The organism is Bacillus sp. RO1, from assembly GCF_012524115.1.
Classification (GTDB): domain Bacteria; phylum Bacillota; class Bacilli; order Bacillales; family Bacillaceae_I; genus Sutcliffiella_A.
Genome location: NZ_JAAZWB010000046.1, coordinates 12,128 through 27,641, shown reverse-complemented (window position 1 = coordinate 27,641; position 15,514 = coordinate 12,128). Strand labels below are relative to the sequence as shown.

General features: G+C 41.5%; 10 protein-coding genes. 5 read left to right on the top strand and 5 right to left on the bottom strand.

Annotation, left to right across the window (positions count from 1 at the left end; genetic code table 11):
* Positions 1-181: 181 nt before the first annotated feature.
* Entirely contained in the window at positions 182-1,324 is a 1,143-nt protein-coding gene (locus tag HC179_RS04725; protein WP_168863292.1) for an MFS transporter, read from the bottom strand.
* Positions 1,325-1,483: 159 nt separating this feature from the next.
* On the opposite strand from HC179_RS04725, the gene addB reads away from it, so the two are divergent.
* The 5 genes from addB (at position 1,484) to HC179_RS04700 (ending at position 13,819) form a co-directional block, all read left to right on the top strand.
* Positions 1,484-4,999, top strand: a complete 3,516-nt coding sequence (gene addB, locus HC179_RS04720) for a helicase-exonuclease AddAB subunit AddB (protein WP_168863291.1) — start codon at positions 1,484-1,486, stop codon at positions 4,997-4,999.
* Positions 4,996-8,769 (top strand): helicase-exonuclease AddAB subunit AddA, encoded by a 3,774-nt coding sequence (gene addA / locus HC179_RS04715; protein ID WP_168863290.1) that lies wholly within the window; start codon positions 4,996-4,998, stop codon positions 8,767-8,769. Before addB ends, addA begins: the two co-directional genes overlap by 4 nt.
* Positions 8,770-8,835: 66 nt before the next feature.
* Positions 8,836-10,014 (top strand): exonuclease SbcCD subunit D C-terminal domain-containing protein, encoded by a 1,179-nt coding sequence (locus tag HC179_RS04710; RefSeq protein ID WP_168863289.1) that lies wholly within the window; start codon positions 8,836-8,838, stop codon positions 10,012-10,014.
* Positions 10,011-13,436, top strand: coding sequence for an SbcC/MukB-like Walker B domain-containing protein (locus HC179_RS04705; protein ID WP_168863288.1), 3,426 nt, complete (start codon positions 10,011-10,013; stop codon positions 13,434-13,436). Before HC179_RS04710 ends, HC179_RS04705 begins: the two co-directional genes overlap by 4 nt.
* 74 nt (positions 13,437-13,510) lie before the next feature.
* A complete protein-coding gene (locus tag HC179_RS04700; RefSeq protein WP_168863287.1) occupies positions 13,511-13,819 on the top strand; it encodes an HNH endonuclease in 309 nt (102 codons plus the stop codon).
* Between the two features lie 116 nt (positions 13,820-13,935).
* Here the strand turns inward: HC179_RS04700 and HC179_RS04695 are convergent, their stop codons facing one another.
* From HC179_RS04695 to gerPC, 4 genes are all read right to left on the bottom strand, one after another.
* Positions 13,936-14,154: a spore germination protein gene (locus HC179_RS04695; RefSeq protein ID WP_168863286.1), complete on the bottom strand. Its 219-nt coding sequence runs from the start codon at positions 14,152-14,154 to the stop codon at positions 13,936-13,938.
* A gap of 129 nt (positions 14,155-14,283) precedes the next feature.
* A complete protein-coding gene (locus HC179_RS04690) occupies positions 14,284-14,700 on the bottom strand; it encodes a spore germination protein GerPE (protein WP_168863285.1) in 417 nt (138 codons plus the stop codon).
* 3 nt (positions 14,701-14,703) lie between these two features.
* Complete coding sequence (locus HC179_RS04685; RefSeq protein ID WP_168863284.1) at positions 14,704-14,880, bottom strand: spore gernimation protein GerPD; 177 nt, start codon at positions 14,878-14,880, stop codon at positions 14,704-14,706.
* A gap of 13 nt (positions 14,881-14,893) precedes the next feature.
* Positions 14,894-15,514: a spore germination protein GerPC gene (gene gerPC / locus HC179_RS04680; RefSeq protein WP_168863283.1), complete on the bottom strand. Its 621-nt coding sequence runs from the start codon at positions 15,512-15,514 to the stop codon at positions 14,894-14,896.

The following is a 15,514-nucleotide window of genomic DNA, read 5'->3' as shown; positions in this document are numbered from 1 at the left end:
ATGAAGACCTCAGTGGAGCGAGAAAGTAGAAAGAGAAGTCTTCATAAAGCGAATGAAGACCTTAGTGGAGCAGGAATGTGAGAAAGAGAAGTCTTCATGGAGCGAATGAAGACCTCAGTGGAACGGAAAAGTAGAAGAAGAGGTCTTCATAAAAGTGCAGCCGCGATTTGCCCGCTTTCTCTTACGCATCTCTTCTGATTCCCAATACTAAAATAGCATTCAGTAAAAAACATATTCCTAAAAAGCCCAAGACAGATAGAAATGAAAAGTTATGGCTTATGATAGGGCTAACCGCAGTACCGATCAACAATGTGAAAGAATACAAGGAGATGGCACTTCCCCGGTGATTACTACCTAATATCCCAATATACGTAATGATTGCCGGTAGAAAAAAGGAAATGGCAGCTACATAAATTACAGAAAAAGCACCTATCAAAAATAGATTTTCATAAAAAATCATCATAATGAATAACGAAATCGAAATGCTTAAAGAACAGGAAAGAAGTAACCGCTTAGTGCCGACGGTCCGCATCACTAAATCAGAAAAGATACATGAAACAGTGCCAACCAGTCCGACAGAACGTACCAACATAAAAGATTGATCAGGAAAAGCCTTAGATAAGTATTGAAATAGGCTATCGTAAAAAGTCACAAAGGAGAGTAGCAAGGAAAATACAATCAAATACAAAATTCTTAAATCACGGTCAGCCAAGAGGGTGGAAAAATGTTTCCAAGGTTTGTCCTTTGTAAGGATCAATGTATTAGATGGGCTTAAAATGAAGCGGGCAAATAAGAACAAAAGAAAGTAAAAAAATGAAAAGAAAATAAATACGCCTTTCCATTGAAAATAAGTAGCTATTTTTTCGCTTATCATAGGTCCGAAGATGCCGGATAACAAAAACGCTGCGTTAATAAGAGAAATAGTAAAGTTTCGAAGTGATGGAGAGAAGTGGTCAAAGCAATAGGCAAAAGCAACGGGTGCAAAGCAACCGAGGGTGAATCCTTGAATGGAGCGGGCAACGTACAAGTGAGAAATATTCGTAGATTGCGCAATGAGTATGGTAGCGATAGCCGAAAGCAGAAAACCATAGCTAATAATATTTTTCCTGCCAAATCGATCGGATAACGGACCGAACATCAGTAGTCCTATTGCATAAAAAATGCTAAAAAAACTGCTGGCCAATATTACTTTTTGTTTGGGAACATTCCACTCCCAGCTAATGGAATTGTAAAGTGGAATTAATGTGTAAAGGCTACAGACCACTAAAAAACCCATGACAATTAATAATGTTGCTGAAAAATAATGGTTTTTTCTTCGTTGCATTTCCGTTCACCTGCCCATGTTACCTTATGCGATGGGTGTTTGGCCGGTTCCACTCTCGAAAGTAACCCGTTGGCAATAATAGTAGTTTTTCAGTACAATAGAATAAGAAGAACATAAGTACGTATTATTTTTGGGAATTGGGAAAATGGGGGATAGCTTGTGTCTATACGATTTTTAATAGGAAGAACAGGCAGTGGGAAAACAACCTGGTGCAACGAACAAATTCTTCAAAAGCTTAAAGAAGATCCACAAGGTCCGCCAGTTGTCTACCTTGTGCCGGAACAGATGACTTTTCAATCAGAATATCGGATTGTGCAGTCACCTGATGTTAAGGGAATGATTCGGGCGCAAGTGTTCAGTTTTACGCGACTTGCATGGAGAATTTTACAGGAAGTTGGCGGTATCAGCCGTTTTCATATTGATCAGACAGGTATCCATATGTTGCTTCGTAAGGTGATTGAAGAACATAAAAGTAAGTTCCATGTATTTGGGAAGTCTGCAGAGCAGTTCGGATTCATTGAACAAATGGAAAGCATGATCACAGAGTTTAAACGTTATTGCGTTTCACCTGAACTTTTACAGGAAGAAATCGTACGTATTGGTGAGGATTTCTCCATTTCTGAGCATGAAAAAATGCTAGCTAAAAAGCTGACAGACATACTTGTTGTCTATCGTCAGCTAGAAGAAACGCTGGAAGGAAAATATCTAGATGGCGAAGATTATTTACAGCTCTTGGTGGAAAAAATACCAAGTTCGAGATATATCCAAAAAGCAGATATTTTCATTGATGGTTTTCATAGCTTCACCCCTCAGGAATTGGCAGTCTTGAAGAAATTAATGAAGCATGCAAACTCGGTCACGATTGCTTTGACAGCAGATAAGCCATATGACGAGGAAGCACCGTATGATCTTCATCTGTTCAGGGAGACCGGAACGACCTATCAAAAGCTTAAAGATATCGCATTGGAAGAAGGATGCCAAATAGAAACACCGGAGCTTTTATTAGAAACACCACGCTTCCACCACGCTGATTCCTTGCGTCATATGGAACAGTATTTTGATGTTCGGCCAACTGTCGTCTATCCCAATAAGGCCGACGTATCTATTTTACAAGCAGTCAATCGTAGAGCGGAAATGGAAGGCATCGCAAGGGAGATTGTCTCGCTTGTCAGAGATAAGGGTAACCGTTATAAAGATATAGCGGTGATTGTCAGAAATGCCGAATCTTACATTGATTTGGTCAATACCGTTTTTAAAGATTATGACATCCCGTTTTTCGTCGATCAAAAGCGAACAATGCTCCATCATCCATTGGTGGAATTGCTGCGTTCTAGTCTTGAGGTAATTTCAAGAAACTGGCGCTATGAATCTGTTTTTCGTTGTGTAAAGACGGATTTGTTTTACTCGCAGGATCAAGATATTAATGAGATGCGCGAAAAGACGGATAAACTGGAAAACTATTGCCTGTCCTATGGGATACAAGGGAATAGATGGACTGCGACTGAGCCATGGAAATATCGTCGCTTTTTTAGTGTGGATACAGAAGGTCCATACGTGCAAACAGATGAAGAGATTGCCTATGAAAAGGAAATCAATGAATTAAGAGCGATGATTGTAGAACCTCTTCACATGCTTGAAAAGCGCTGGAAAAAAGCAAATTCTATTGATGGCTATTGCAAGGCACTCTATGGATATATGGAAGATTTGAAAATTCCACAAAAACTGGAAGCAAGAATGAACAAGGCCGAAGATGAAGGCAATTTGTCCGTTGCAAAAGAAAACGAGCAAGTGTGGAAGGCGATTATTCAAATGCTAGATCAGATGGTCGAACTGATAGGAGACCATCCGATTTCGTTATCCATGTTTATGAAAATGGTCGAAAGCGGATTGGAAAGCCTGAGATTTAGCCTAGTGCCACCGGCGATTGACCAGGTTATCGTTGCGAACTTTGATCTCTCGCGCCTGACAGATATTAAGCACAGTTTTGTGATTGGTGTAAATGATGGGGTGATTCCTGCCAAGATTAAAGACGAGGGATTTATATCAGAAGAAGAGAGAGAGCTCTTGTCCAATTACGGAATGGATCTTGCACCTACAAGCTTAGAGCGGCTGCTTGATGAACATTTCCTTGTTTATACGTCATTCTTAAGCCCTTCCCATCACTTGTATATAAGCTATGCACTGGCAGACGAAGAGGGGAAAACATTGTTGCCTTCCTCCTATATTAAGCGAATTAAGGAAATGTTTCCTTTGCTTGAGGAGAAGTTGTTGCTCAATGAACCAGCAGAGCTGTCAAACGAGGAACAGCTAAGGTATATTCATACCCCAACGACCACACTATCTAACTTGGCAGTACAGCTTCAAGCGTGGATGAAGAAATATCCCGTGGAACCAATCTGGTGGGATGTCTACAATACACTATTAGAGAATGAAGAATGGCAGGATAAAACGGAACATGTCTTACGAAGTTTATTTTACAAAAATGAAGCCAAAAAATTAAAACAAAAGGTTAGTCGTGAGTTATACGGAAACTTCATGGAAGCCAGTGTGTCGAGGATGGAGAAGTTCAGTGCGTGTGCTTTTTCCCATTTCGCTTCTCATGGTTTAAAGCTGAAGGAAAGAAAAATCTACCGATTGGAAGCACCGGATATCGGGCAGCTCTTTCATGCAGCACTTAAGCATATTTCAGATAAACTAAGACAAAGCGGAAACGATTGGAAGAACCTCACCAAACAGGAGTGTGAGGTACTGGCAAAAGAAGCTGTTCATATTCTCGCGCCAAAGCTGCAAGGGGAAATCCTGTTAAGCTCCAATCGTTTTCATTACATCAAACGGAAGTTGGAAACGATTATCACAAGAGCTTCGCAGATTCTAAGCGATCACTCCAAAGCTAGCAAATTTACCCCAGTTGGGTTGGAACTTGGCTTTGGCAAACAGGAAGAGTTGCCGCCAATTCAAATCAACTTGCCAAATGGTGTGACAATGGAGCTTGTAGGACGTATAGATCGCGTTGATAAAGCAGAGGGAAGCAACGGCTTATTGCTTCGTATCATTGATTATAAATCGAGCAATAAAGCACTTGACCTTACGGAGGTTTATTATGGGCTGGCATTACAGATGCTGACCTATTTGGATATAGTCATCTCTCATTCCAAAGGCTGGCTAGGAAATGAAGCCACTCCTGCCGGCGTCCTGTATTTCCATGTTCATAATCCAATGATAAAAACGAATGGAATGAAACCGGAGGACATCATAGAAGAGGAGATTTTTAAGAGCTTCAAAATGAAAGGTCTGCTTTTAGGTGATGAGGAATCTGTTAAGCTGATGGATCAGACGCTCGAGACCGGGCACTCCAAAATAGTGTCTGCTGCACTAAAAAAGAATGGTGGGTTTCAAGCGAACTCTTCGATTGCAAGTGAAGAAGAATTCACTCAGCTGAGAACATATGTTAGAAAAACGTTCGAAGAGATTGGCATGAAAATATCTGAAGGTGAGACAAGCATAGCTCCTTACAAATTAAAGAATCAAACGCCTTGTACGTTTTGTTCCTATAAATCGTTTTGTCAATTTGATACATCGCTTGATGAAAACGAATATAGAGTGCTGTCAACGATACCTAAAAATGAGGTCATTTCCTCGATGAAAACGAAGATAGAAGGGGGAGGGGAATCATGAGCATGGAACTTCTTCCAAAACCAATAGATGCCCAGTGGACAGATGATCAGTGGAAAGCCATTGTCGCTTCTGGGAGAGATATTCTCGTAGCAGCAGCTGCTGGGTCAGGAAAAACCGCTGTTCTTGTTGAACGAATGATTCATAAGATTGTGGAGGAACATGTAGACGTGGACAGGCTGCTTGTCGTAACGTTTACCAATGCGTCAGCTGCAGAAATGCGCCACAGAATTGGCGAAGCATTGGAAAAACAATTAGAGAAAAAGCCGGCATCGCTTCATTTGCGCCGACAGCTAAGCTTATTGAACAGGGCATCCATATCTACGATTCACTCCTTTTGCCTTGAGGTAGTAAGGAAATACTATTACTTGATCGACATTGATCCAAGTTTCCGTATTGCCGATACAACGGAGATCCAATTAATGCAGGAGGAGGTTCTTGAAGGCGTCTTTGAAGAAGAGTACGGAAAAGAGGACAACGACTTATTTTTTGAATTGGTCGACCGCTACACGAATGATCGTTCTGATGGAGCTTTGCAAAATCTTGTTCTGGATCTTCATGAGTTTTCAAGGGCCAATCCAAGCCCTGACAAATGGCTGGATGAGATTGAATCGTTCTATCAGTCTACCAGCAAGTATTCTATTGATGACTTGCCCTTCATCCAGACATTGAAACGTGAAATGAAGCTGCAGTTTCTAGGGGCGGAAAGCTTGCTGGAAAAAGCGATGAAAATTACGCTTGAGCCGGGTGGACCTGCTCCGCGTGCTGAGAATATCGAGCAGGATTTGACTCAACTTCACAGACTTCAAAGTGCCCTTGATACATCATGGGAAGACTTGTATGCAGTTATGCAGGAACTTGATTTTTCCAGGGCTAAAACCTGCCGCGGAGATGAATACGATAAAGAGCTAATAGAAAGATGGACCAAGGTACGTAATGATGCAAAAGCAATGGTACAAGGAATTAAAGATGAATTGTTTTCCCGACGTCCCGATTCTTTTCTGAAAGACCTTGAGGAGTTAGCACCTGTGATGGGGACACTTGTTGATTTAGTTAAGAAATATGGGAAGGAATTTAGCCTCTTAAAACAGGATAAAGGATTAGTGGACTTTTCCGACTTAGAGCATCTTTGTTTAGGTGTGCTCACGACTTTTAACGAAGGAAAAGTAGAGAGATCGGAAGCCGCACTCCGCTATCAGTCCACTTTTAAAGAAGTGATGGTGGATGAGTACCAGGATACAAATATGGTCCAGGAGGCGATCCTGAAGCTAGTTACGAAGGAAAGTGAAGAAGCTGGAAATATGTTTATGGTAGGGGACGTAAAGCAATCCATTTACAGATTCCGCTTAGCGGAACCTTTCCTATTCTTAAGCAAATACAAACGGTTTGATACGGAAGGAAGAGAATCTGGCCTTCGTATTGATTTAAATAAAAATTTCCGTTCCCGACCGGAAGTCCTTGATGCCACCAACTTTATCTTTAAACAAATTATGGGAGAAACTGTTGGGGAAATAGACTATGACGACGATGCGGAATTAAAGTTCGGGGCAGCCTATTATCCGGAAGCGCCGGACCGAGAATCGGAATTATTGATAATAAATCGAAGCGGTTCAGTTTCTGGGGATGAGGAAGAGCTTTCCGAGTCTGAGTCTGAAGATAACTCCGCTGGATTTGATAAAGTGGAATTAGAAACAGCTCAAGTGGAAGCGAAGATGATTGCTCAAAAAATAAAGCATCTTATTCAGTCCGGGTATGAAATATATGATAAAGATAGAAAAGCGATGCGCCCTGTCACTTATCGGGATTTTGTGATTCTGATGCGCTCAATGCCATGGGCTCCTCAATTTATGGAAGAGTTTAAGCAGGAAGGTTTGCCGTTATATGCAAACTTGAGCACGGGATATTTCGAAGCAACAGAAGTTGCCATTCTTTTATCGTTATTGAAGATCATTGATAACCCATATCAAGATGTTCCATTGGCTTCTGTATTAAGGTCACCGATTGTCGGGCTTGATTCCAACGATTTGGCCACCATTCGTATTCAGCAAAAAAGAGGCTCCTATTATGAAGCGTTAATGGCATTTATGGACAAGGCCCCTGATACGGTGGAGGAACATGAATTAGCTAAAAGAATTCGTTTATTTTATCATTTGCTTCAATCATGGCGTACAGCTGCGCGTGAAGGAGCATTGTCCGAGTTAATTTGGCAGATTTATCAGGACACTCACTTCTTTGATTTTGTTGGGGGAATGCCAGGCGGTAAGCAACGTCAGGCAAATTTGAGAGCACTGTATGACCGTGCCAGACAATATGAATCCACCTCTTTCCGCGGCTTGTTCCGTTTCTTGCGTTTTATTGAAAGGATGCAAGAACGAGGAGAAGACCTTGGAGCTGCAAGAGCGCTTGGGGAGCAAGAGGATGTTGTCAGGCTGATGACCATTCATTCAAGTAAAGGACTAGAGTTTCCGATCGTCTTTGTTGCAGGACTGTCCAGACAGTTTAATATGATTGATCTTAACAACAGCTATTTGCTAGATAAAGAGCTCGGATTTGGTTCCAAATATGTAAATGCAAAACTGCGAATCACCTATCCAACGATATTGCAGTTGGCCTTGAAACGAAAAGCCAAGGCCCAACTGATAGCAGAGGAAATGCGTGTATTATACGTAGCTCTCACCAGGGCAAAGGAAAAATTATACCTGGTCGGAACGGTAAAGGACCTTGAAAAATCTCAATTGCAGTGGGGGGAACACGTCTTACATGAAAATTGGCTGTTACCGGACTATGTAAGAGCAGGTGCAAAATCGTATATGGACTGGGTTGGTCCTGCCCTTGTGCGACACAAGGATGCACAAGTATTGAGAGAAGATGGTGCGAGCATTGTTAACCAAGAGGACATCGCTAATCATCCGACTTCATGGAAGATATCTGTCACCAACGTAGAACAGTTGATTCAGGAGATTGAAGCTGAAAAAGAGGAAGAAAACCTTCTTCTAGACTATGTGAAACAAGGGAAACAGGTTGACATCGAAAGCCCTTTTAAGGCGAAAGTGGTGGAACAGCTGAATTGGACCTATCCATACAAAGAGGCAAGTATTCATCGTTCGAAGCAATCTGTTTCAGAGATAAAAAGAATGAGAGAACAGCAGGACCCATACGCAGACAACACGCTTGTTCAAACAGAAAGAAGGTATTTCCTTGATCGTCCGGCCTTCTTACAGAAGAAAAAGTTGACTCCTTCAGAAATTGGGACAGCGATGCACGCGGTGATGCAGAATATAGACCTTGCAGCTGAAGCAATTGATCGGGATTATGTACAGGCTCAGGTCTTGGAAATGGTTCAAAAAGAGCTAATTACAGCCGAACAGGCAAACGTCATTGATTTTGACGGAGTTGTCTCTTTCTTTGTCACTCCTATTGGGAAGCGGATGCTAGAGGCACTACAGGTTCACCGGGAGGTCCCATTCAGTTTTGCTTTGCAAGAAAATGGGTTTTTTGAGCAAAAAGAACTAAAAGAGGAGACCATTCTGGTGCAGGGTGTCATTGATTGCCTTTTAGAAGATGAGGAAGGGCTTGTCTTAATCGACTATAAAACGGATACCATCACAGGTAGATTTGGTAACGGATTTGAAGAAGCAGAACCAGTTCTGCGCAATCGTTATAAAGACCAAGTAGCTCTGTACGGGAAAGCCGTTGAAGAAATTTGGAAGAAAGAATTAAAGGAGAAATATTTATATTTTTTTGATGGAAATCGATTAGTGAAAATGGATTAATATAAAGAGTGGCTCAGGTGGCAAATGTTGTTACTTGAGCCACTTTCATGGAAGGGAAGAATAAAGATGCGCATACTTCATACTGCCGACTGGCACTTGGGAAAAACGTTAGAAGGAAGAAGTCGTTTGCCAGAGCAGGCACAGTTTTTGGAAGAGCTTCTGCAAATTGTAGAAGAAGAAAAAGTAGACGTGGTACTGATGGCAGGAGATGTCTATGACACTGTCAATCCCCCGGCCCAGGCGGAAGTACTTTTCTATGAGTCGCTTCAACAGTTATCCAACAGTGGAAAAAGGCCTGTTGCTGTCATTGCAGGGAACCATGATAATCCAGACCGTCTTTCTGCATCCAGACCTCTTGCAAGCTCGCAAAATATCTCCTTGCTAGGCTATCCCACAATGGACGTTCAGACAATCTATGTCCCAACGACGGAAGAAACGTTGAAACTCGCTTCTTTGCCATACCCATCCGAGTCCAGGTTAAACGAAGTGCTTTCCGAAGAATTTGAGGAAAAGGCTATCAGGAATCATTATGATGCAAGAATTCGCCAGTTCTTTGAAAAGATGTGTGAACAGTTTACCGAGTCCTCTGTCAATATTGCCATGAGCCATCTTTTTGTTGCCGGTGGAAATTCCTCTGATTCAGAACGTCCTATAGAAGTAGGGGGAGCATTTACGGTTGCAGCAGAAAGCTTGCCACATCAAGCCCAATATGTTGCTCTAGGCCACTTGCATCGCCCTCAAACCATTAAGCGTGCCAAAACGGCAGCCAGATACTCTGGCTCCCCGCTTGCTTATAGTTTTTCAGAGGCTGGTTACACGAAAAGTGTCACCATTATAGATGCAAAGCCTGGTGAAGCAGTGGAAACGAAAGAAATCTATCTCTCTAGCGGAAAGCCACTTGTGAAATGGAAGGCAATAGATGGAGTTCAACAAGTGTATGAATGGCTTGAAAATAAGAAGGATAGCAATGCATGGGTAGATCTTGAAATACATGTCACCAATGCACTATCCATGGAGGAAATTCACCGAATCCGAAAACATCACGACGGCATCCTCCATATTCGTCCCATTTTTCCAGAAATGGTCGAAGAGAGGAAAGCGGTGAAGATGGACAGCGTTCCCATGGAAGAGCTGTTTGTTAGGTTTTATGAAAAACAATCAGGAGGAGCCAAACCCGAAGAAGAATTAGTCCGGTTATTTCTCTCCTTATTGCAAGATGAAACGTTGAAGGAGGAACAAGTATGAAACCAATCACATTGATGATCGCAGGGCTGCACAGCTTCCGTGAAAAACAAGTAATTGACTTTGAATCGCTTTGTGAGGGTGGCGTATTTGGAATTTTTGGACCAACCGGAAGTGGAAAATCTTCCATACTGGACGGGATGACGCTTGCTCTGTACGGAAAAGTAGAACGTGCCTCCAATAATACGCAAGGAATTATGAATCATGCTGAAAATCAGTTAGAGGTTTCCTTTTTATTTGAACTAGAAAATGCAAAGGGGAAGCAGCGTTTTAAAGTGGAACGTACCTTTAAAAGGACGGATGACATCCGTGTTAAGTCAGGAATATCAAGATTGACGGAAGTAAAGGAAGACGAGCATATCGTTATAGCGGATAAAGCAAGTGAAGTGAATCAGGCCATTCAAGAAATACTTGGACTGACCATTGATGACTTCACCAGAGCCGTTGTGTTGCCACAAGGTAAATTTGCCGAATTTCTGTCGCTTAAAGGTGCAGACAGAAGACAAATGCTGCAACGCCTTTTCCAGTTAGAAAAATACGGCGACCAGCTTTCACGAAAAATAAAAGAAGAGCTGCAAGAAAAAACAAGACTGTTAGGAGAAATACACGCTGAGCAATTAGGGTTGGGCGAAGCTTCTGATGAGGCGGTACAAGAAGCAGAAAAAGCGTTCAAGGAAGTAGAGACTCTCGTTAAAAGTTCAGAAAAAGCACTTCAAGAGATGGAACATGCTTTTGAGCAAAAAAAGAAGCAGTGGGAAAGGCAGCTTGAAAAGGCACAGGTGGAAAAAAAGCTTCAATCTTTCCTTTTGCAAGAGGCTTCAATAAAGAAGCTGGAAACTTCCTATACATTGGCGGTACAGGCAGAGAGCTTAAAATCTTTGTTGGTAGATCTGAAAGAGGTAGAAAAAGCCTTATTACAGTGGAAACAAAGAAATAAACTCGACCAAACAGCCAATGAATCTGCAATAGAAGCGTTGAATAAAGCCTTGAGTACGTATGAAGCAACTAGAGTGAAGAAAGAATCAGAATTACCTGTGCTGCTCGCAAGGAAAGAAAAATTAGAACGTGCGAGAAACCTTGAGGAAGGATTGACTTCACATCACCCCAAAATGGAAGAACTGAAACGTTCTTTGGATTCTAATAAAGAAGTATTTTCTAAATTACACAACCAGGAAGAAAAAGCTAAGGAATTGTATACCAAGGCAGTAAACAAGCAAAAGACATTAAAAGATGAGCTTGGCTCCCTTGCGTTTGCACCTGCACGTCTAGAATTACTTCAGAAAGCATTTGACAAGAAACAAGAGATACTGCTCATTGAGAAAAAAATGAAGGAAAATGGAGCAGAAGTAGACTCCTTACAAAACAAAATTTCTACCTTCCAGGCTGACAACCAAAAAGCAGAAGCGAATCTAAATAAGGGAAAAGAATCCCTTTTAGAAATTTTCCAAAGTACAGAAAAGCACTATGATCAAGCATCAAAAATGGCACAACAGCTTGATTGGCTTGAACGACAGCTAGAACAGTTCTTAGAGGCGGAACAAAAGCTTGCGGATGATATTAAAATCCATCAATTGGCATTGGAGTTGGCCAAATCTCTTGAAGAAGGAGACGCATGCCCCGTTTGTGGTTCCACAGTTCATCCCGGTCTAGCTTCTCATCAAGCTCATAGGGAAGTTGCAAGCAGCAAAGAGGAAAACGGTATAGGAAAACTTCCTTCTGCAATTTCGTTTCAAAAACAGGAAAATTTGAAGATTAAGCTTAAATTAGAGCAAATAGCTTCCGAGCTTCATCGAGACCTTGAAGGGGAAAAAGGCTTGCCCTCGCCAAAGGAATCGTCTGAAAAGTGGGACCTGTGGGACAGGGAATGGAACGAGTCAAAGGACACAGCAGGTCTGATTGCTGAAAAATACCATAGAATATCAACAGAACAAAAGGCGTTAATTCAAGACCTCATTCAATTGCAACAAAAGAAAGAGAAGGTGGACAATTACCTCCAAAAGTGGACAGGGACTTTCAAGGAAACAGAAAAGCTTGCTTCTAGCTATATGGAACAGCGTGATGAATGGAAGAAGCGTCAAGAAGAAACGCAAAAGGATTTATTAGAAAAGAAAAGCAAGTGGGAGAGAGATTTCGTAGAAGAAACTTTTGAAGAAATCGAAACCACCTTCCAAGCTGCCAAAGAAAATGAAAAACACCGAATAGACCTGCAGGAAAGAATAAATACAAGTGTGGATTTTATTGAATCAAAAGAGAAAGAATTAAAAGTAACACAAGAAAAGAAGCGAGAGATTGAAAAAAACATTTACCAAGAGGAACTGCAGTTAGAACAGGTTCTGAATCGTATGAAAGATACACAAGAAGAAATAAAGTCCATCGCTGGAGAGAATAATATCCAGGATGAGCTGAAGCGTGTTGAGTATGAAGTGGAAAGTTTAAATAAGAAGGAAAGGGAAAACTACCAACAATGGATAGAATCCCAGCAGCATGCTCAAGAAAAAGAAAAAGCTGCTTCACAGAGTGAACAGATGGTACGGGAATCGGAGTCCCGTCTTGCTTTCATTCAAGAAAAATGGAAGCATGAACTTGACAAGTCCGTGTTCACAGCCACCGATGAAGTAGAGAGATCGATTGTTCATATAGAATCAAAAGTTGTATGGAAAGAGCAAATAGAACAGTACTGGGAAGAAAGAAAGGCTGTTGAAAAGGACCTTTCCCGTTTAAATGTATTGATTGGTACAGACATTTTAGAAGAAGACGAATGGGAGAAATTCAGAGAACAACTACAGTTTGCTCGCAAGGAATTGCGTGATGAGATAGAAAGAAAGAGTGCTCTTCAACAAAATCTCCTTTCTCTAAAGGAGCGTAATGAACGGTTTAGGATTCTCGAGGAAAAGAAGAAAAAGCTAACGGAAGAGACGCAAGCATATCAAAAGCTTCAGAGTGTCTTTAAAGGAAACAGTTTTGTTGAATACTTGGCGGAAGAGCAATTGCTGCAAATAAGCAGGGATGCTTCAGAAAGATTGGGACAGCTTACCCGCCAGAGATATGCCCTGGAAATGGATTCAAATGGAGGCTTCATTATTCGTGACGATGCTAATGGTGGCGTACGGAGACCTGTCTCCACTCTATCTGGTGGTGAAACATTCCTTACATCCTTGGCACTTGCATTGTCCCTTTCCGCTCAAATTCAGTTAAGAGGAGAATATCCACTGCAGTTTTTCTTCCTTGATGAGGGCTTTGGGACGCTTGATGCAGAGCTTTTGGATGCGGTAGTCACAGCATTGGAAAAACTTCAATCCGACCACCTTGCAGTTGGGGTTATCTCCCACGTACAAGAGCTACGGGCACGTTTGCCTAGACGACTGGTGGTTACCCCTGCAAAGTCTTCTGGCAACGGTTCTGTTGTGACATTGGAAAACTTATGATGTTTGAATTGGTATTGGAAGAAAGGTGGAAGGTGTCAGGATGTTGAATCTGAATGATGGAGGAGTAGACTGTCATGGGTAAGAAAAAATGGGACATTGGTACTTGTGAGCTTTGTGAAAGAGAAGAGGTGGAAATAACGGTCCATCACCTTACCCCTAAGGAAATGGGGGGGACCTTCCTACCCACGGCAAATCTTTGTATTCCATGTCATAAACAAATACATGCCCTATATACGAACGAAGAGCTTGCTATCCGGATGAATACCGTTCTTCTTCTAAAAGATGACCCAAAGATAGCATCCTTCATCAAATGGATCCAAAAACAGCCATCATCCAAAATACCACTAACCAAAAAATCAAACGAACGAAAACAAAAACGTTAAAAACCAAAATCCGTGCCACTTGCCTTGGCACGGATTTTGTGGTATTTCGGGGTTGAAGGGGAAAGTCCTAGAGGGGTCTGACCCCTTATTTCTTCTTTTCTTTCGACTTTTGCCCTTTAGTTATTCGCCACAATATCCTGGTCATTGAAGTCAGGGTCGATGGTGTTGGTGGCGGATAGACCGTTGTTGGTGATGACGAAGTTTCCGGTGTTAAATCCACCGGATCCTGATGAGGTTTTGGAGGCGGATTTGGGAGAGATGTAGAAGGAATCTCCAAAATTGACGACGCCTCCACCTACGCTGTTGATGGCAACCGGACCTACGATAGCTGGCATGTAGAACATCCTTTTTGTTTTTAGGTTTGCACACTCTTCTATTCTTCCGCTTGAACAATGAACCTACCCATGTTTTTATGATACTTATACTATATGAACACTGACCTAAAAGGTGATGCTACTGTGCATTTATTCATCCTCATTCTTTATTTTAGTGTCTGGTAATCCTGCAGCTTTATGAATTTCCGGACTTAACAACTGTCTAATATGCTTTACTCTTGATTCCGCACATACCGTCTGGGATGAGCCTATTTGTAAGACAGAGGAAGAAGAAACCCCTTTTATCTTAATGGAATTGACGCAAATATTGGGGTTGACATTATTCACCGCCATGTTCACACGCTCCGTTATAACAGGAGTCGGGGATTGCATGGAAAATATCGGATACTCAGAAAAATTCCCCTCATTACCATAAAAACGAGGAAACTCTCTTTTCACAGCGAGAGCTCTTGATTTGGCATTTATATAATACGAATCCCCAATGTGGAAATAGGAGCTGAAAGACAAGGAATGCAAGTTAATATCGTTCACTCTAGAAATGCGCATGGCTTATTCCGTGGTAAGCGGTACAAATGGCCCGATTACCAATGCCTCAGGGGGAGTGTCAAAATAAGAGGTCAGGCATATATTCTGAGTATCCCCCACTAGGAAGATAGAAGAGGAAGATACTCCAAGAATATCAATTTTATCTACTTGTAAATTATGATTTGAAACTTGGAAATTCATCTATGAACACCACTCATTTATTTTTTTTAGGAAGAGCTTGGATAAAGGCAGCAAACGCTTTATCCATATCAGCTTGAAGCTGTTGGACAGCTATTTCCTTGATTTTTTCATCATTGTATCCTTTTTGGACAGCTTCTGGGGTAATCGCATTTAATGTGTGATTTACACGTGAAGCTAGTTGATTGTTTACATCTTGGATCATGAAATCATGATAGTGTTTTTCAAGAGTCCTTCCTTGCTGTTTGGCTATCTGATCAATTTTTGCTTTTCCGTTTTTATTGAGATATTCCCGCAGGTCTGCTTCTATCCCTTTGGCTAAATTCTGATTTCGTTGTGGTACAGGCACTTCCAAGTTGTTTTGGGTTACGACAAAGTCTTCAATTTCCCCTGGTGACCCAGGTGTCAACCCGATATTAAGTGTGCCTTCTAATGTTTCCACCTTAAGCTGATCAAATTTATACTCGATCCGTTCAATATTCATACTTGGCTTTTCTTTTAATTGGGTGATTTCCTGTTGCATAAGTTTCACCAGTTCCTCGAGGGTGGAAATTTGCTTCGTCTGGTTTTCCACTACTTGTTGTAGTTGCTGTATCTGTAGCTGCGTTTGATAAAAATACTGATAATTATTATACAT

Coding starts and splice junctions, on each gene's coding strand:
- HC179_RS04725 (WP_168863292.1), bottom strand. CDS start 1,324: ATGCAACGAAGAAAAAACCATTATTTTTCAGCAACATTATTAATTGTC.
- addA (WP_168863290.1), top strand. CDS start 4,996: ATGAGCATGGAACTTCTTCCAAAACCAATAGATGCCCAGTGGACAGAT.
- HC179_RS04710 (WP_168863289.1), top strand. CDS start 8,836: ATGCGCATACTTCATACTGCCGACTGGCACTTGGGAAAAACGTTAGAA.
- HC179_RS04705 (WP_168863288.1), top strand. CDS start 10,011: ATGAAACCAATCACATTGATGATCGCAGGGCTGCACAGCTTCCGTGAA.
- HC179_RS04700 (WP_168863287.1), top strand. CDS start 13,511: ATGGGTAAGAAAAAATGGGACATTGGTACTTGTGAGCTTTGTGAAAGA.
- HC179_RS04695 (WP_168863286.1), bottom strand. CDS start 14,154: ATGCCAGCTATCGTAGGTCCGGTTGCCATCAACAGCGTAGGTGGAGGC.
- HC179_RS04690 (WP_168863285.1), bottom strand. CDS start 14,700: ATGCGCATTTCTAGAGTGAACGATATTAACTTGCATTCCTTGTCTTTC.
- HC179_RS04685 (WP_168863284.1), bottom strand. CDS start 14,880: ATGAATTTCCAAGTTTCAAATCATAATTTACAAGTAGATAAAATTGAT.
- gerPC (WP_168863283.1), bottom strand. CDS start 15,514: ATGTATAATAATTATCAGTATTTTTATCAAACGCAGCTACAGATACAG.